Below are 16,249 nucleotides of genomic sequence, written 5' to 3' on the forward strand. Positions count from 1 at the left end.
GAGCACCCGAGCGCCCCAAGGCGGCCTTGGTTGCGTCTCACGCACCGAAGGCCGCCTTGGTTGCGTCTCACGCACCGAAGGCCACATTGGGGCGCTTGAGGTGACCACGCGAAAACGGGGTGCCGGGCGCAGTGCCCGACACCCCGTCAATCGGGGGTTCAGCCGGTGAACCGTCCGGCGACGAGCCCGGTGTCGGCGCGCGCGGCGGCCGCCGTCGGCGCGGGCGGCGTCGGCTGCGGCAGCGGGGCGCACTCGACGTCGGCCGTGCGGCCCGGCTTGCGGGCCGGGAGCGCGCCCGTCGCCAGGTAGTCGGCGATCTTCGTGTCGACGCACGCGTTTCCGCGCGGGGTGATCGCGTGGCTCGTGCCGCCCGGTTCCGCGATCAGCGACGCACCCGGGAAGCGGCTGCGGACCTCGAGGCTGCCCTCGTACGGCGTCGCCGCGTCGAGCGTCTCGTCGATCATCAGCACGCTCTGCACGCCACTGCCGTCGATCTTCGTCGGCTTGCCCGGCTTCGCGGGCCAGTACAGGCAGGGCGCGTTGAACCACGCGTTCTGCCAGGTGAAGTACGGCGCCTTGGCGAAGGTCTTCCAGTTGTCGCGCTTCCACTGGTTCCAGCTCCGCGGCCACTGGACGTCGGTGCACTGCACGGCGAGGTACACCGCGTAGCCGTTGTCGTCGCCGCGGCCGCCGAAGGCCTCGAAGAGCGACTTCCAGTTCTGCCAGTCACCCTGGTTGACGAACCGCGAAAGCGCGTCGCCGAGCAGCGTCCACCGCAGCTGGTAGTACGACGCCTGCTGGATGACGTCGAGGATCTCGTCCGGGCCGATCACCCCGCCGGCGGGGGTGAAGGACGTCTTGAGCAGCTGCTCGTCGACCACGTGCCGGACCGCGGACTGCGTCTTGCCGAGGTGGTAGACGTCGTCGTGCTGGGCGAGCCAGCCGAACCAGATGAGGATGTTCTTGTCGAAGGCGACGTCCTGGTTGAGGTTGTCGCCGTACCAGACACCACGCGGGTCGACCGTCGAGTCGAGCACCATCCGCCGCACGTTCCGCGGGTAGAGGGAGCCGTAGACCTGGCCGAGGTAGGTGCCGTAGGAGTAGCCGTAGAAGTTGAGCTGCCGCTGGCCGAGCGCCTGGCGGATCGAGTCCATGTCCTTGACCGTGTCGGTCGTCTTCATGTTCTCGAGCAGGGCCTTCGGGTTGTTCTTCGCGCATGCTTCGGCGTAACCCTTGGCCCGGTTGAGCCAGGTTCGCTCCAGCTGCGGGGTGAACGGCACGTACTCCGGCCGGTCGTAGTCCATGTAGTCCGGGTCGCAGCTGAGCGCGGGCTTGCTGGCGCCGACACCGCGCGGGTCGAAACCGACCCAGTCGTAGGCGTCACCGGCGTGGTTCGGCACGCGGGAGCCGCGGGTGGCCAGCAGCAGGCCGGAACCGCCCGGGCCGCCGGGGTTGGTCAGCATGACGCCCTGGTACTGCGCGTCGGCGACCTTGTGCTTGACGCGGCTGACGGCGAGCTGGACCTGCGCGCCATCGGGCTTCGCGTAGTCGAGCGGCACCCCGAGGTACCCGCATTCGGCACCGGCGCCGGCGAGCGTGGGATCGGTGCAGGGGCCCCAAGCGATCGTCGCCGGTCCTTCGGCGGGCGCCGCGGTGGCGGCCGGCGCGGTCACGAGCGCGGCCGCCACCGAAGCGGCGGCCAGCGCGCCGATCAAGGCACGTCTCACGGTTTTCTCCCTCTTTTCGCTCCGAAGAAAGCGGGTGAACCCTAGACCCGCGCCGGGCGCGCCGGGACGGCAAATGGTGGTGGCGGCGCGAATGCCCTACGAAAGGGGGAAATCGGGTGGCGCGGGACATCCGGGATCCCGTACGGTCCGGTCATGATCTTCTTCATCCGGCTCCGCTCCGCCTGAGACGGCGTGACCGCCGGGCTCCCCGCGTACCGGGTGAGCCCCTGATCTGCGCGCCGTCGTTCTTCCTTTCGTTCGAAGGAGCGTCATGCTGCGCAAGCACATCGTCATGGTCGGCTGCACCGCGCCGAGCCACGTCTACCCGTCGCTGGGCGTGATCCGCGAGCTGGTGCGCCGCGGGCACCGGGTGTCCTACGTCGTCGGTTCGCCGCTGGCGTCGCTGGTTTCCCCGACGGGCGCCGACGTCGTCGAGCACCCGACGATCTTCCCGCTGAGCGAGGCGGCGGTCTGGCCGGACGACCCGGCCGACGCGATGCGGGTGTTCTTGGACGAGGCGATCGCGATCCACCCGGCGTTGACGGCCCGGTTCGACACCGACCGGCCCGACCTGCTGCTGTACGACATCGGCGGGCTGGGCGCGCCGCTGCTGGGCGAGCGGTACGGCGTCCCGGCGGTCCAGCTGTCGCCGACGCTGGTGGCCTGGGAGGGCTACGACGAGGACATGGCCGAGGTGATGGACCCGATCAAGACGTCACCGTCCGGAGTGGACTACGCGGCGACGTTCACCCGCTGGCTGGAGTCGAACGGCATCGTCGCCGACGCGTGGGAGTGGCTGAGCCGCCCGGCGCGGATCCTGTCGCTGATCCCGCGGGCGATGCAGCCGAACGCCGACCGGGTCGGTGCACACGTCCGGTTCGTGGGTCCGTGCCTGGATCCCTCGCGGTTGGCGGACCGGAGCTGGACACCGCCGGAGTCCGGGCGGCGGGTGCTGCTGGTGTCGTTCGGGACGGCTTTCACGGACCAGCTAGACGTATACCGGGCGTGCGTTTCGGCGTTCGCGTCGGATTGGCACGTGGTGATTTCGTTGGGGAAACATGTTTCCGCTGCTTCGCTGGGGCCGTTGCCCGATTCGGTGGAGGTGTACGAGTCGGTGCCGCAGCTGGCGGTGCTCGAGGCGGCGTCGGCATTCATCACGCACGCGGGCATGGGAGGGGCGACGGAGTCGTTGTGGTTCGGCGTCCCGACGGTGGCGATCCCCCAGGCGGCGGACCAGTTCGGCAACGCGGACCGGCTGGAAGCGCTCGGAGTGGGCCGTCATCTTCCGGCGGCGTCGGTGACGGAGTCTTCGCTGCGGGCGGCGGTCGAGGAGGTCGCGTCGCCGGCTTCGGTGGCGGCGCGGCTGGCCGAGCTGAAGGCTGAGGTTCGCAGTCACGGTGGCGTGTCCGCCGCGGCTGATGCCGTTGAGTCCTATTTGGAGTGACGGAGGGCGAAAACCCCGAGGCCGAGGAAGATCCCGAAGAGCACCACGAGAAGCAGCATCAGCCAGCTTCCCGCGGCGCCGGACGCGAAGTACACGACGATCAGGACGAGGAGCAGCCCGGCCTGGATGAAGTGGATCTTCGCGTTCCGGATGGCTTTCTCGGCCTCGGGGCTCTTCGCAGCAGGTTGCGGCGGGCTCGCGGCCGCCTGAGCGGTGGGCCGGGGTGGTCGCCCGGCGGGTGGGACTTCGCGAGCAGGCACAGAGGGATTCGGCGCCACTGCGGCTGCCGGTCGCTCATCAGCAGCGGGAACTTCGGCTACCGGCGGCACCTCGGCAACCACCTGCACTTCCGCCGTCCCGCCGGATTCGCCCGGCCCGGCCGCCTCCGCCACCCAGGCGGCCGCGGCTCCCGACACCGTCCGGCTGTCGTCCTCGACCAACCTCCGGATCTCCGCCGCGGTCCGCTCCCGCACCACGTCATTCCCCACCCGGTTCAGCCGCTTCAACCCCTCGAGCGCGCTCAACCGGTCGGCCGCGATCGGGCTCGACAGACCGTGTCCCAAGTACTCCGGCAACGTCCACCGCGGGTTCCTCGCCAGCACGATGCGTCCCTCCACATCGGACTGGTGCTTCGGCCGCTGGCGGGGCATCTCCGCCACCACCCGCTCGTGGACGTAGCTGTACAGCTCGTCCACCGTCACGTCGCCGTCGCCGTCGAGGTCCGCGCTTCCGTCTCGCAGGCCCGCCACCAGGTGCCTCGTGAACACCGAACGGGCCGCCGAGCCCACCACCGCGTCGCCTTCGAACGAATACTGCGTCGCGTCCGATGCCGTCAGCACCGCGCGGCCCCGGCCCTGGAACCGCTCCAGCGTGTGCACGTCCGTGCCCGCCTTCGCCAGCCTTCCCGCCGGGAACGCCCCGCTGTAGCAGCAGTCCAGCACCAGCACCTTCTGCCGCGACGCGCAGCCCGCCATCGCCCGGTCGACCAGCTCCGCCGCCAGTCCCGTGAACATCAGGCTGTCCCGGCGCGTGTTCGTCATCGCCAGGTACAGGCTCCCGTCGTCGTCCTTGACGCCGTGGCCGGTGAAGTACAGCAACGTCAGCTCGTCGCGACGGCGGCCGCGGTAGAACTCGCCGATCGCCTCCCCCACCACGTGGTGCGGCTGGTCGATCAGCGTCGTGACTTCGAAGCCCGCGATCGACGGGTCGCGCAGCACCGAAGCCAGCTCGCGCGCGTCCCCGCCGGGGGCGGTCAAGCGCTTCAACGCCGGGTCGGCGTACGTTTCGGTGGCGATCAGCAGCGCGTGCCGGCTAGGCATGGCGCCGGACGAAGGCGTCGATCAGCTGCTGCCGCTCCGCCGAGGACGCGCGCTCCAGCTCGACCGTGTCGCCGTCGATCGTCAGCTTGATCCTGTGCTTGCCCGACTGCCTGCCCAGCCAGTCCTTCAGCGTCTCCACCAGCCCCGGGAACACCCCGCCCGCCGCGCTGAACGCCACCATCAACGACCCGATCGTCACCGGGTCCGCGCCCTTCGCCCCTTCGGGCAGCTCACCCGCCGGGACGGCCGCCCGCACGTCGACGTCCAGCTCGCCCAGCTCGGCCCGCAGCCGCCGGGACAGCAGGTCCAGCTCCTCGGCGTCCGAGTCGTCCGCCGACAGGCTCAGCAACGCCCGGCGCGTGTCCGGTTCGGTCATGCGCGCCATGGTCCGCCCGGAGTGCCCGGGGGACAAGGGCCGATCGGGCAACGTCAGGCGCGGATCTCGTTGAGGTAGTTGTAGATCGTGTAGCGCGTGACGTCGAGGCGCCCGGCCAGGTGGTCGACCGCGTCCTTGATGAGGAAATAACCGGCTTCGTCGAGCTCCCGCACCACCGCCGCCTTGTGGCGCTTCTTCATCAGGTCCACCGGGATGCCCGCCTTCGCCACCGCCCGGTCGACCAGGAACCGCTGCAGGCTGTCGACGTCCGGTGGGAAAGTCTCCGGCTCGCCGTTGCCGCCGGGGGACGCACCCGTGTCGACGCTGTTGACGCACAGGCAGCCGACCGCGACGCCGTCGGCGTCGCGCAGGAACAGCGTCGACGAGCGGATCGGGCGGCCGTCCGGGCCGTGCGTGCGGTAGTTCGTCAGGTCCTGTGTCGTGCCGCGGCGGACCAGGCCGAGCAGCAGGTCCGTCATCGGCCCGCCGACGCTGCGGCCGGTCAGGTCGCCCGCGATGGCGATGATCGAGTCCGGCAGCCTGCTCAGGTCGTGCAGCAGCACCTCGTTGCCCGGCCCGAGCATCGCCGCCAGCCCCGGGATCGCCGGGACCAGCGCGGTCAGCACGTCGTGCGTCGTCGCCCCGGCCGCCGGGACGACCAGGGGCTCCCGCGGCGCGGTCAGGGTTTCCAGCGCCGAGCGCAGCAGGTCGGCCGCGGCCGCCGGGGTCGAGGCGTGCGGGGACAGCCGGACGTGCTCGGGCCGCACGGTCGCCGCGATCCCGGCGTTGGCCAGCGCCGCCCCGACCTGCTCGGCCGGGTGGCCGGGCAGGGTGAACGCCAGGATTCCGGCGCGGCGGTCGACCGCCGAGACGACTTCGGCGCCGCACGAGGCCAGGACCTCTTCGAACGACGCGAGCCGTTCGGCGATGCGGGCCGCGATCGCGCCGACCCCGGCGTCCTCGACCAGTTCGAGGGCCTCGGCGAACGCGCCGGACGTGATCGGGCTCAGGTTCGAGATCGACCACGCCTGCGCGGTGCCGTCCGGCGGGTGGATCTCGTCGTCGAACAGGCCCGGGTCGCGGGCGCCGGTCCAGCCCGACAGGATCGGGTCCATCCGGTCCAAAGCGCGGTCCGAAAGCACCGCGAAGCCGGTGCCCCAGCCCGCGCGCAGCCACTTCTGCCCGCCGACGACCAGGACGTCGGCGACCTCCCACGGCTCCTCGACGACGCCGAAGCCCTGGATGCCGTCGACGACCAGCAGCCGGTCGCCGACGACGTCGCGCAGCGCGGCGAGGTCGGCGCGGTAGCCGGTGCGGAAGTCGACCGCGCTGACGCTGACGGTCGTGATCTCCGGCGTCAGCGCTTCGGCGACGCGCTCAGGCGTGACATAACCGCTGGTCAGGCGACGCACGCGAAGCCGCCCGGCTTGCTCGGCCCGGGCCCACGGGTAGGTGTTGGCGGGGAACTCCGCCGCCGACACGAGCACCTCGCCGGAGCTGTGGAACGCGGCCTGGAACAAGCCGAGGCTCGTGTGCGGCAGCAGGACCGTGTGGTCGGTGTCCGAACCGGACAGCCGCGCGGCGGCGGCCTTGGCGCGGACCTCCTGCCGCATCAGCTTGTCCACAGTGGACGGACCGGAGGTGGTGGCCTGGTCGAGCAGGGCGGCCGTCGTGTCGAGCACCGCGTGCGACGGCGGCCCGAAGCGGGCGAAGTCGAGGTAGCCGGCGGGCTCGTCGAACTGGAGCAGGTACCGGGGCGAAATCCGCGTCACGCGAGGATCCTCGCCAGGAACTGCCGGGTCCGTTCGTGCTTCGGCGCACTCAGCACCTGCGACGGCGGCCCGGTCTCGACGACGGCGCCGTCGGCCAGGAACACCACTTCGTCGGCGGCCTCCGCGGCGAAGCTCATCTCGTGCGTCACGACGACCATCGTCATCCCCTCCCCCGCCAACGTACTCATCACTTCCAGGACCTCGCCGACCAGCTCCGGGTCCAGCGCGGACGTCGGTTCGTCGAACAGCATCAGCTTCGGCTTCATCGCCAGCGACCGCGCGATCGCGACGCGCTGCTGCTGCCCGCCGGACAGCTGCGCCGGGTAGGCGTCGGCGCGGTGCGCGAGCCCGACCCGGTCCAGCAGTTCGAGGCCCTGCTTGCGGGCGTCTTCGGCGCGCAGGCCGAGCACCCGGATCGGGCCCTCGACGACGTTCTCCAGCGCCGTCCGGTGCGCGAACAGGTTGAACCGCTGGAACACCATCCCGATGTCCCGGCGTTGGCGCGCCACGTCGCGTTCGCGCAGCTCGTACAGCTTGCCGCCGCGCTGCCGGAACCCGATCGGCTCGCCGTCGACCCAGATCTGCCCGGCGTCGATCGTCTCCAGGTGGTTGATGCAGCGCAGGAACGTGCTCTTCCCGGCGCCGGACGGCCCGAGCAGGCAGACGACCTGTCCCTTGTGGACGTCGAGGTCGATGCCGCCGAGGACTTCGGTGTGGCCGTAGGACTTCCGGACGCCGACGGCGCGCAGCAGTGGTTCAGACACGGGCACTCCTCACCAGCGGCACGCCGCGCAACGCCTTGCCCGCGCGAGCGAGCGGCCCGCGGTCCGCTTGACCGAACGCGCGTTCCAGGTAGTGCTGGCCGACCCCGGCGACGGTCACCACGACCATGTACCAGACGGCCGCGGCCAGCAGCGTCTCCATGACCAGCAGGTTGTTGGACGAGATGTTGTTGGCCGCGTGGATCAGCTCGGTCACGCCGATCACCGACGCCATCGACGTGCCCTTGAGCATGTTGATGAAGTCGTTGCCGGTCGGCGGGATGATCACGCGCATGGCCTGCGGCAGCACGACCCGGCGCAGCGTCGCCGCCGGGGTCATGCCGATCGACTTCGCCGCCTCGGTCTGCCCGTTGTCGACGCTGTTCAGCCCGGCCCGGACGATCTCGGCCATGTACGCGCTTTCGTTGAGCGCCAGGCCGAGGAACGCGGCGGTGAACGCGCTGATCAGCACGTTCGTCTGCTCGTGGACCAGGAACGGGATGTCGATCACCGGGAAGACGAGCGCCAGGTTGTACCAGAGCAGGATCTGCAGCAGCACCGGCAGCCCGCGGAAGATCCAGATGTACCCGGCGGCGAACCACCGGGCGACCGGGTTGGCGCTGCGCCGCAGCAGGGCGATGACGATGCCCAGCACGATCGCGACGGCCTGCGACAGCACCGCCAGGACGACCGTGTTGAGCAGGCCGGTCGCCATCACCCTGTAGAAGACGAAGTCCGGGACCTGGTCCCACGCGATCTGCGCGTTGCCGAGGGCGATGCCCAGCAGCACGAGCAGCGCGATGATGATCGCCGCGGCGACCCACCGGCCCCAGTGGCGGAGCCGGACGATGGGCAATGGCTCAGGAGCCGCCATTGATGGCAGCCTCCTTGATCGCGCCCTGCTCGACGCCCCAGGCCTGCAGGATCTTGCCGTAGGTGCCGTCGGCGATCAGGGCCTGCAGCGCCTTCCGCACGGAGTCGCGCAACGCCGTGTTGGCCTTGTTGACGCCGATGCCGTACGGGCCGCCGTCGATCGGCTCGCCCGGGACGACCTCGAAGAACTTGCCGTCACCGGCCGTGCGCGAGATGTAGACGGCGCTGGGGAGGTCGTTGAGGATCGCCTGGACGCGGCCGGTGCGCAGCTGGTTCTGGTTCTGGTTGTCGCTGTCGGTCGCGGTGACGGTGAGCGCGGGCTTGCCGGCCTGGGTGCACTTCGTGCTCTGCGCCTCGGCGAACTTCTGGTGGCTGGTGCCCTGCACGACGGCGACGTTCTTGCCGCACAGGGTGTCCGGGCCGGTGATGCCGTCCGGGTTGCCCTTGCGGATCATGATCGTGATGCCCGAGGTGAAGTAGTCGACGAAGTCGATCTGCGCCTGGCGGGCCTTGGTGTCGTTCATCCCGGCCATGGTCAGGTCGATGCGGCCGGACTGGAGGCTGGTGATCAGCGAGCCGAACGCCATGTCCTGATGGCTCACGGTGACGCCGAGCTTGGCGGCGATGGCCTTGGCGAGGTCGACCTCGTAGCCGATCGGCGTCTTGCCGTCGGCGGCGTAGAAGTTGTTGGGCGCGGACTGCAGGTTCGACGCCAGGTGCAGGCCCGCCTGCTTGACGGTGTCCGGCAGACCCGCGTTGAGCTGGGCGTCCTTCTGCACGCCCTGGACGATCGCGGCGGTGTCCGGGATGCCGGACGCGGGCGCGCCGGCGGCCTGCGACGTCCCGCCCGCGCCGTCCGGACCGCCACCACAAGCCGTCACGAGGACGGCAAGGCTCGCGAGCAACACCGCCTGCGCGGCACGGGAACGGGACATAACGGACCTCCACTGTTCGGCTGGCCGGAACGCTACAACTCGTTGTTGAAGAGGTCAACTGGCTGTTGAAGTTTTTGCCCACTGCTAGCTTCGCGGCATGAACCTGCGGATCGGCATCCTGGGCGCGGCCCGCATCGCTCCGGCCGCCCTGGTCAAGCCCGCCTCATCGCTGTCGACGGTCTCGGTCACGGCGGTCGCCGCCCGGTCTCTCGAGCGCGCGCAAGCGTTTGCCTCGCGGCATCGGATCCCGGCCGCGTACGGGTCCTACGAGGAGCTGCTGGCGGATCCGGACATCGACGCCGTGTACAACCCGCTGCCGAACGGCCTCCACGGCCGCTGGACCCGGGCGGCGCTGGAAGCGGGCAAGCACGTGCTGTGCGAGAAGCCGTTCACGGCGAACGCGGCGGAGGCCCGGGAGATCGCTTCGCTGGCTGAGACCTCGGGCCGCGTCGTGATGGAGGCGTTCCACTACCGCTACCACCCGCTGGCGCTGCGGGCCGAGGAGATCGTGGCGTCGGGCGAGCTGGGTTCTCTCGTCCGCGTCGAGACGGCGTTGTGCTTCCCGCTGCCGAAGTTCTCGGACATCCGCTACGACTACCGCCTGGCGGGCGGCGCGACGATGGACGCGGGCTGCTACGCGGTCCACATGGCCCGGGTGTTCGGCGGCGAGACGCCGTCGGTGGTCTCGGCGTCGGCGAAGCTGCGGTCACCCGGGATCGACCGGGCGATGACGGCGGAGCTGCGGTTTCCGTCCGGGCACACCGGGCGGGTGACGTGCTCGATGTGGTCGTCGTCGCTGCTGCGGATCAGCGCGAAGGTGGTGGGCTCGAAGGGGTCGTTGTCGGTGCTGAACCCGGTGATGCCCCAGGCGTACCACCGGTTTTCGGTGCGGGTCGGCGGGCACCGGCGCACGGAGAAGTTCCCGCGCCGGGCGTCGTACGACTACCAGCTGGACGCGTTCGCGGCGGCGGTGCTGGAGGGGGCACCGGTGAAGACGTCGGCGGCGGACGCGGTCGAGACGATGACGGTGATCGACGAGATCTACCGCGCGGCCGGGCTCCCGCTGCGCGAACCGAGCTGAGCCCGGACGTCGGCCAGGGCGAAGCCGAGCAGGTTGAGTCCTCGCCACGCACGCGGCTTACCGGCGCGCGGATCGTCGGCGGCGAGGCCGACTCCCCAGACGCGGTCCACCGGGCTGGCCTCCACGAGGACGCGCTGCCCCGTCCCGGCCAGGTAGCGGCCCAGCTCGGCGTGCTGCCCGAACTTGGCGGCGTTGCCCTCGACCACGATCTCGAAGCGGTGTGCGGTCCACGTGGCCTCGTCGAAGCCCCGCACCCGGCGGCCGAAGTCCTTGGCCTGCTTCGGGTGCCTGGCGGTGAGCACCTGCGCGGCCACCTCGTCGTCGCCGAAGAGCCGGGCCTTGCGCCACATCATGTAGTGCTCGGCGGTCGCGAACCGGACACCGTCGAGTTCGAACGGCGACGGCCACCACTGGCTGAAGCATCCCGAGCCCACCCCGCCCCCGCGGGGCGGCTGGTGGCCCCAGAAGTACACGTACTTGAACCGCTTCCCCGCGTCGAGGGCGCGGGTCAGCTCCTCGACACTGCGCGGGTGACCGGTCATGCCGCCAGTCTCACGCACGGACCGGCCGCCCCGCACCCGAAATAGCGGGCGAGGCGGCCGGTTCGCGAGCTACGCGGCCACGTAGTTGCCGCTCAGGATGAGCAGGACCTGGATCGTGATGCCGGTCCCGTAGTAGTCCGTCGCGTCCGGGGACCACGACGACACCGCCGTCCACAGCTTGTCCAGCCAGGCCTGGCTGCCCGGGTCCGTCATCGCCGCCACCGCGAACGGCGCCGTGAAGCACGGGTGCCGGCCACTCTCGGTCCGCGAGCCCGACAGCGAGTAGCCGCTCTGGATCTTGGCCGGGTCGCCGCCCGTGGCGGACTTGATCCACGTGTTCATCTTGCGGACCTGCGCCGCCGCCGCGCTGCCGGAGAACGAGATCGCGTCCGCGCCGAGGCGCCACGGGTCGCGGCAGGCGTTCCAGCTGTACTTGCCGTCGTAGGGGCCCTCGAGGAAGTCCGCCGGCGCCGGCTTCGGCGTCGTGTTCGTGCTCACCACGAAGTCCGGCAGGAGTCCGGTGTTCGGCGCGTACGACGACTGCAGCTGGCTCACCGCCGTCTCGGAGCGGGTGCGCACCGAGTCCCAGAAGCTGTCGCCGGTGGCCTTCGCGAACGCGCGCAGGTGACCCGGCATCCAGTCCGACGACCGGGAGCTGTTCCGGTACTCCGCGTCGTTGCCCCAGTCGCCGAGCAGCGTGAACTTCGTGCTGCCGTTGACCTCGCTCGCCTTGATCGCGTTGATGATCCGGACGGCTTCGGCCTTGTAGTTGACCGTTCCCGCGCTACCCCACTTCTTGTCCGCGATCAGCAGGCCGTAGGCGATTTCGAGGTCGCCGTCGGTGGCGGAGTCGCTGCCGTTGACGCTGCGGCAGTTCGAGTCCTGCTCAGCCGCGTGCAGGTCTCTGTTGTTGACCGACGGGTGCGCCTTCACGAACTTGAGGATCCCGTCGACGATCGAGCGCGCCTGCGGGTCCTTGTCCGCCATCATCGCCGAGATCGTCATGCCGTAGCCCTCGCCCTCGGCGACGAACGAGTGGTCGGCGTCCTTCGACAGCACGGCGTAGGTGCCGGAGCCGCACTTGGTCGTCAGGAAGTTCTGCTTCCAGAAGTCGTAGTACTTCTGCAGCGCGGCGTCCTGCGTGGCCTGCGAGACGGACGGCCGCAGGGTTCCCGGCACGTACGGCGTGCCCGCCGCGAACGCGGTCGTCGGCACGCTCAGCAGCCCGGCGGCGAGCGCGGCCGTGGCCACCACCGCCCGGAAGCTCTTCTTCATCGCTCCTCCGTAATGGACATCGTTGTCTGCGGCGACGGCGGTTCCGAGCCTGACAGACGGCCCGAGACCAGGTCAAGACTGTTAGGAAACTTTCCTTACTATGACGGTGAGTGGTCCCGCGCCCCGTTCCGCCACCCGGACGGACTAGCGTGGAGGCCATGAAGATCGACGACCGCGGCGACGACTTCCGCGCTTTCTGGACCGAACGGCGCCTGGCCACCCTCACCACGGTGCGCCCGGACGGCACGCCGCACGTCGTCGCGGTCGGGGTGACCGTGGACTTCGAGGCCGGGCTCGCGCGGGTGATCACCTTCGGCACGTCCGTCAAGGCCCGGCTGGTGCGGGCCGCGGGCGCCGAGGGCGTCCCGGTCGCCGTCTGCCAGCTGGAGGGCCCGAAGTGGTCCACTTTGGAGGGACGCGCGGTGCTGCGCGACGACCCGGACTCGGTGCGCGACGCGGAAAACCGCTACGCCGCCCGCTACCGGCAGCCCAAGCCGAACCCCCAGCGCGTGGTCCTGGAGATCGCCATCACCCGGGTGCTCGGCAACGCCTGACGCCGTCGTGAGTGGCAATTCGGGTTAGAACCCTAATCGCCACTCACGACGCGCGGGAGTGGACCAGGCTCGTGTACTCGGCCAACAGCGTCGCCAGCTCGGTGTGCTCGCCCGCCGACGCCAGTTGCTGGTGTCCCACCAGCATCGCCATCCCGAGCGACGTCAGCGTCCTGGCCAGTGCCCGGTCGCCGACGATGCCCTCGACCGCGCGGCCGACCGTCCGCAGCCGGGCCTGGTCGACGCGCTTCTGGGCCGCGCGCACGGTTTCGTCGTTCATCGCCCACGCCCGGATGGCCGCCTCGGCCTCGTGCGGCAGCCCGAGCGTCAGGTCCATCAGGGCCGCGAAGTCCGCCGCCGGGCCGCCGGTGCCGAAGTTCCGCTCGCGCAGGATCAGCACCTGCCGGTTCTCCCAGTGCTCCAGCAGCCCGTCGACGAACCCCGGCCAGCCGCCGAAGTGGTGGTAGAACGACCCGCTCGTGACGCCGAGGGCCCGGCACAACGCGCCGACGTTCAACCCGGTGAACCCGTGCTCCGCCAGCAGGTCCAGCGCGGCGTCGAAGTACGCGCGCCGGGTCGCCGCCGGCATCAGACGTTCCGGCTGCGGTCCCGCCAATACGGCTCGCGCAGAGACCGCTTGAGGATCTTGCCGGTCGCGTTGCGCGGCAACGCCTCCATGACGTCGATGCTGCGCGGGCACTTGTAGTGCGCCAGCCGTTCGCGGCAGAACTCGACGAGCTTGTCGGTGTCGAGCTGCTCGCCCGGCGCGGGCGCGACGACGGCCTTGACCTGCTCGCCCCACCGGTCGTCCGGTACGCCGATCACGGCCACCTCGGCGACGCCGGGGTACTCCGCGACCACGCGCTCCACCTCCGGCGAGTAGACGTTCTCGCCGCCGGTGATGATCATGTCCTTGACGCGGTCCTCGAGGAACAGGAACCCGCCGTCGTCGAGGCGCCCGACGTCGCCGGTGCGGACCCAGCCGTCCACGATGGTCTCCGCGGTCGCCTCGGGCTTGCCGAGGTAGCCCGCCATCCGCTGCTCGGTGCGGATCCAGACCTCGCCGACGGCGGTGTCCTCGAAGGTCACCGGGTCGGCGATCCGGATGTCCACTCCGGACAGTGCGGTGCCCGCCGAGGCGAGCCGTTCCGGGCGAGAGGTGTCGCGGTGCGCCTCCGGGGTCAGCGCGGTGACCGCGCCGGACAGCTCGGTCATGCCGTAGACCTGGGCGAAGCGGGTGTCCGGCCACGCGGCCAACGCGGTGCGCAGCAACGGAAGCGGCATCGGCGACGCGCCGTAGCAGAGGTACTTCAGCCGCGAGAACGCCTTCATCGCGGCCTCCCCGGCCTGCGCGATCCCGGCGACCACGGCGGGCACCAGGAACGCGTGCGTGATCCCGGCCTGCAGCGCGGCGAACAGCGAAGCCGCGTCGGGCTCGCGGGTGAGGTAGGACGGCTCGCCGTAGAGGAACCCGGAAACCGCGTAGCAGCTGCCGCCGACGTGGAACAGCGGCATCGCGACGAGGTTGACGTCGCCGGGGCCGATCGGGAACGCGGTGCCCGCGGCGAGGCCGTGCGCCAGGACGCTGTGGTGGGTCAGCACCGCGCCCTTCGGGAAGCCGGTGGTGCCGCTGGTGTACATGATCAGCACACCGTCGTCGGGGTCGAGGCCGGACTCGGTGTGCGGCGCGGCCGACGTCAGGAACGGCTCGTACTCGTCGTGCTCCCCGCCGACCACCACCACGCGCTCGAGGGCGGGCAGCCGGTCGCGGACGGCGTCGAGCGCGTCCCGCAGCTCGGCGCCGACGAAGACCACCTTCGCGCCCGAATCCTTGAGGACGTAGGCGAGTTCGTCGCCGGAGAGCCGCCAGTTGACCACGGCGTTGGCCGCGCCGACCCCGGCCGCCGCGAACGTCGTCTCCAGGCAGGCGGGGTGGTTCTTGTCGACGAACGCGACGCGGTCGCCCTTGCCGACCCCGGCCACCGAGAGGGCGCCCGCCAGCCGCCGGACCCGCTCGTCGAACTCGGCCCACGTCCACGACTGGTCCCCGAAGATGAGCGCCGTGTCCGCGGGCCGTTCCCGGGCCCAGTGCGCGAGGAGGTCGCCGAACAACCGGACCCGGGGGCGGGTGTCTTCGGGCATGGCGGGGTTCCCTTCGGGCCGGCGCTGGACCATAGACCGCTCTATGGTGCGCCGCGGTCCCCCAGCCGTCAATACCGGTGTTTTGGGCGATTTTTCCCGTTCTCGGGCAGTAGTGTGGCGAAATGCGACCCCTTCGATATTCGATCAACATCACGCTGGACGGGTGCTGTGACCCGCAGGCCGGGATCCCGAGCGAGGACCTGCACCGCTACCACCGGGAGAACCTCGAGCAGGCCGACGCGGTCCTCTACGGCCGGGTGCTCTACGAGATGATGGAAACGGCGTGGCGGCCGGTGGGCGGCAGACCCGAGTGGATGGAGCCCTTCGCCAGGGTGATCAGTGCGACCAAGAAGTACGTCGTGTCCAGCACCCTCGAGAGTGTCGACTGGAACGCCGAGCTGGTGCGCGGCGATCTGCGCGAAGCCGTCGAGGAACTCAAGCGGGAGCCGGGCGACGGGCTGCTCGTCTCCGGAGTGCGGCTGCCGCGCGCACTGGCCGAGCTGGACCTGATCGACGAGTACGAGTTCGCCGTGCACCCGGTCGTCGCGGGTCACGGGCCGACGGTGTTCGCGGGCCTGCCCAAGCCGGTCGACCTGGAACTGGTGAGCCAGTCCGAGATCGGCTCGGGCGTGGTGGCGATGCGGTACGCGCGGAAGCGCTGACGTCGGCCTAACCGTCCAAACGGGACCAGAACGCGGTCAGGGCGCGCGCCACCGGGTGCGGGTCCGTCACCGGCCACCAGTGCCCGACGTCGGCGAGCTCGGCGAGCCGGCCCCCGCGGCCTCGCCCGCGGCCCGGTGCTGCGCGGGCGTTCCGCTGGCTTGGTCGACGTCCGCGAGGGCGATCAGCGCCAGGCCGGGCCGCTGTCGCGCCTTCGCGAGGTCGCGGCCCGCCTCGGCCATCACCGGCTGGGCGGCCGACCGCAGCAGCGAGAGCACCGCCCGCCCCATGCCGTCGTCCATCCCGGCGGCCACGCGTTCCGCGAACGGGCCGGTCATGCCGAGCGCGTGGACGACCTCCAGCCGCTGCGCCAGCGTGCCGCCGAAGATCTCCTTCGCCGAAGCCTCGCCCGCTCCTTCCTGTTGCCACACCTGGGCTCGCGCGTGCCAGACGTAGCCCGGGTCGAAGAGGCCGAGGGCGTCCGACGCCCAGCTGCGGATCAGGTCCGGGTGGTGCATCGCGATCTGGACGACGTGCGCACCACCCCAGTCGTGGCCGACGAGGTCGACGGGTTCCCGGAACTGCTCCAGCCGCGCGGCGAGCCACTCGCGGTAGCCGTCGACGGTGGCGGCGAAGCCGTCCGGCGCGGGCACGCCGAAGCCGGGCGGGGACAGCGCTATCGCGTCGTCCCGGCCGAGTGCCTCGATCAGCGGGCCCCACACGCCGGAGTTCTCCGGGTTGCCGTGCACGAGTACCAGGGGAACAGCCATTTTCACTCCTAACTTGCGTGC

General features: G+C 70.9%; 15 protein-coding genes and 1 pseudogene. 4 read left to right on the forward strand and 12 right to left on the reverse strand.

The window, feature by feature from the left end:
• Positions 1-158: 158 nt before the first annotated feature.
• Complete coding sequence (locus tag QP939_RS03430; RefSeq protein WP_285455056.1) at positions 159-1,727, reverse strand: alpha/beta hydrolase; 1,569 nt, start codon at positions 1,725-1,727, stop codon at positions 159-161.
• A 271-nt stretch (positions 1,728-1,998) separates the two neighbouring features.
• Between QP939_RS03430 and QP939_RS03435 the strand changes: the two genes are divergently transcribed.
• Positions 1,999-3,171 carry a macrolide family glycosyltransferase gene (locus QP939_RS03435; protein ID WP_285455057.1) on the forward strand — a complete coding sequence of 391 codons (1,173 nt, stop codon included), beginning with the start codon at positions 1,999-2,001 and terminating at the stop codon, positions 3,169-3,171.
• Here QP939_RS03435 and QP939_RS03440 read toward each other — a convergent pair.
• Genes QP939_RS03440 through QP939_RS03465 form a run of 6 tightly spaced genes read right to left on the reverse strand, consistent with a single transcriptional unit; the run spans position 3,159 to position 9,207 of the window.
• Positions 3,159-4,490, reverse strand: a complete 1,332-nt coding sequence (locus QP939_RS03440; protein ID WP_285455058.1) for a caspase family protein — start codon at positions 4,488-4,490, stop codon at positions 3,159-3,161. The two genes, QP939_RS03435 and QP939_RS03440, sit on opposite strands and share 13 nt — an antisense overlap.
• Positions 4,483-4,866, reverse strand: a complete 384-nt coding sequence (locus QP939_RS03445) for an effector-associated constant component EACC1 (protein WP_285455059.1) — start codon at positions 4,864-4,866, stop codon at positions 4,483-4,485. Before QP939_RS03445 ends, QP939_RS03440 begins: the two co-directional genes overlap by 8 nt.
• Positions 4,867-4,919: 53 nt before the next feature.
• The gene (locus QP939_RS03450) at positions 4,920-6,638 is read right to left on the reverse strand and encodes an aminotransferase class V-fold PLP-dependent enzyme (protein WP_285455060.1); all 1,719 of its coding nucleotides are present in this window, start codon (positions 6,636-6,638) and stop codon (positions 4,920-4,922) included.
• Entirely contained in the window at positions 6,635-7,402 is a 768-nt protein-coding gene (locus QP939_RS03455) for an amino acid ABC transporter ATP-binding protein (protein WP_285455061.1), read from the reverse strand. The genes QP939_RS03450 and QP939_RS03455 overlap by 4 nt, the downstream gene beginning before the upstream one ends.
• Entirely contained in the window at positions 7,395-8,273 is an 879-nt protein-coding gene (locus tag QP939_RS03460; RefSeq protein WP_285455062.1) for an amino acid ABC transporter permease, read from the reverse strand. Before QP939_RS03460 ends, QP939_RS03455 begins: the two co-directional genes overlap by 8 nt.
• Positions 8,260-9,207, reverse strand: coding sequence for an ABC transporter substrate-binding protein (locus QP939_RS03465; protein WP_285455063.1), 948 nt, complete (start codon positions 9,205-9,207; stop codon positions 8,260-8,262). The genes QP939_RS03460 and QP939_RS03465 overlap by 14 nt, the downstream gene beginning before the upstream one ends.
• 97 nt (positions 9,208-9,304) lie before the next feature.
• On the opposite strand from QP939_RS03465, the gene QP939_RS03470 reads away from it, so the two are divergent.
• Positions 9,305-10,288, forward strand: coding sequence for a Gfo/Idh/MocA family protein (locus QP939_RS03470; RefSeq protein WP_285455064.1), 984 nt, complete (start codon positions 9,305-9,307; stop codon positions 10,286-10,288).
• Here the strand turns inward: QP939_RS03470 and ybiA are convergent.
• Together ybiA and QP939_RS03480 are read right to left on the reverse strand one after the other, a co-directional pair.
• Positions 10,249-10,830, reverse strand: a complete 582-nt coding sequence (gene ybiA, locus QP939_RS03475) for a riboflavin biosynthesis intermediates N-glycosidase (protein ID WP_285455065.1) — start codon at positions 10,828-10,830, stop codon at positions 10,249-10,251. The two genes, QP939_RS03470 and ybiA, sit on opposite strands and share 40 nt — an antisense overlap.
• 69 nt (positions 10,831-10,899) lie before the next feature.
• Positions 10,900-12,105, reverse strand: a complete 1,206-nt coding sequence (locus QP939_RS03480) for a family 8 glycosyl hydrolase (RefSeq protein WP_285455066.1) — start codon at positions 12,103-12,105, stop codon at positions 10,900-10,902.
• Between the two features lie 158 nt (positions 12,106-12,263).
• Here QP939_RS03480 and QP939_RS03485 point away from each other — a divergent pair, with 158 nt between their 5' ends.
• A complete protein-coding gene (locus tag QP939_RS03485; protein WP_285455067.1) occupies positions 12,264-12,659 on the forward strand; it encodes a TIGR03618 family F420-dependent PPOX class oxidoreductase in 396 nt (131 codons plus the stop codon).
• A gap of 43 nt (positions 12,660-12,702) precedes the next feature.
• Here QP939_RS03485 and QP939_RS03490 read toward each other — a convergent pair whose 3' ends face one another.
• Together QP939_RS03490 and QP939_RS03495 are read right to left on the reverse strand one after the other, a co-directional pair.
• A complete protein-coding gene (locus QP939_RS03490; protein WP_285455068.1) occupies positions 12,703-13,245 on the reverse strand; it encodes a TetR/AcrR family transcriptional regulator in 543 nt (180 codons plus the stop codon).
• Positions 13,245-14,798: an acyl-CoA synthetase gene (locus QP939_RS03495; RefSeq protein WP_285455069.1), complete on the reverse strand. Its 1,554-nt coding sequence runs from the start codon at positions 14,796-14,798 to the stop codon at positions 13,245-13,247. The genes QP939_RS03490 and QP939_RS03495 overlap by 1 nt, the downstream gene beginning before the upstream one ends.
• 122 nt (positions 14,799-14,920) lie before the next feature.
• Between QP939_RS03495 and QP939_RS03500 the strand changes: the two genes are divergently transcribed.
• Positions 14,921-15,460 carry a dihydrofolate reductase family protein gene (locus tag QP939_RS03500; RefSeq protein WP_285455070.1) on the forward strand — a complete coding sequence of 180 codons (540 nt, stop codon included), beginning with the start codon at positions 14,921-14,923 and terminating at the stop codon, positions 15,458-15,460.
• A gap of 7 nt (positions 15,461-15,467) precedes the next feature.
• Here the strand turns inward: QP939_RS03500 and QP939_RS03505 are convergent.
• Positions 15,468-16,228 (reverse strand): annotated as a pseudogene (locus QP939_RS03505) (alpha/beta fold hydrolase).
• Positions 16,229-16,249 lie beyond the last annotated feature (21 nt).

The organism is Amycolatopsis nalaikhensis, assembly GCF_030264295.1.
Classification (GTDB): domain Bacteria; phylum Actinomycetota; class Actinomycetes; order Mycobacteriales; family Pseudonocardiaceae; genus Amycolatopsis; species Amycolatopsis nalaikhensis.

Coding starts and splice junctions, on each gene's coding strand:
- QP939_RS03435 (WP_285455057.1), top strand. CDS start 1,999: ATGCTGCGCAAGCACATCGTCATGGTCGGCTGCACCGCGCCGAGCCAC.
- QP939_RS03440 (WP_285455058.1), bottom strand. CDS start 4,490: ATGCCTAGCCGGCACGCGCTGCTGATCGCCACCGAAACGTACGCCGAC.
- QP939_RS03445 (WP_285455059.1), bottom strand. CDS start 4,866: ATGACCGAACCGGACACGCGCCGGGCGTTGCTGAGCCTGTCGGCGGAC.
- QP939_RS03460 (WP_285455062.1), bottom strand. CDS start 8,273: ATGGCGGCTCCTGAGCCATTGCCCATCGTCCGGCTCCGCCACTGGGGC.
- QP939_RS03465 (WP_285455063.1), bottom strand. CDS start 9,207: ATGTCCCGTTCCCGTGCCGCGCAGGCGGTGTTGCTCGCGAGCCTTGCC.
- QP939_RS03470 (WP_285455064.1), top strand. CDS start 9,305: ATGAACCTGCGGATCGGCATCCTGGGCGCGGCCCGCATCGCTCCGGCC.
- ybiA (WP_285455065.1), bottom strand. CDS start 10,830: ATGACCGGTCACCCGCGCAGTGTCGAGGAGCTGACCCGCGCCCTCGAC.
- QP939_RS03480 (WP_285455066.1), bottom strand. CDS start 12,105: ATGAAGAAGAGCTTCCGGGCGGTGGTGGCCACGGCCGCGCTCGCCGCC.
- QP939_RS03485 (WP_285455067.1), top strand. CDS start 12,264: ATGAAGATCGACGACCGCGGCGACGACTTCCGCGCTTTCTGGACCGAA.
- QP939_RS03490 (WP_285455068.1), bottom strand. CDS start 13,245: ATGCCGGCGGCGACCCGGCGCGCGTACTTCGACGCCGCGCTGGACCTG.
- QP939_RS03495 (WP_285455069.1), bottom strand. CDS start 14,798: ATGCCCGAAGACACCCGCCCCCGGGTCCGGTTGTTCGGCGACCTCCTC.
- QP939_RS03500 (WP_285455070.1), top strand. CDS start 14,921: ATGCGACCCCTTCGATATTCGATCAACATCACGCTGGACGGGTGCTGT.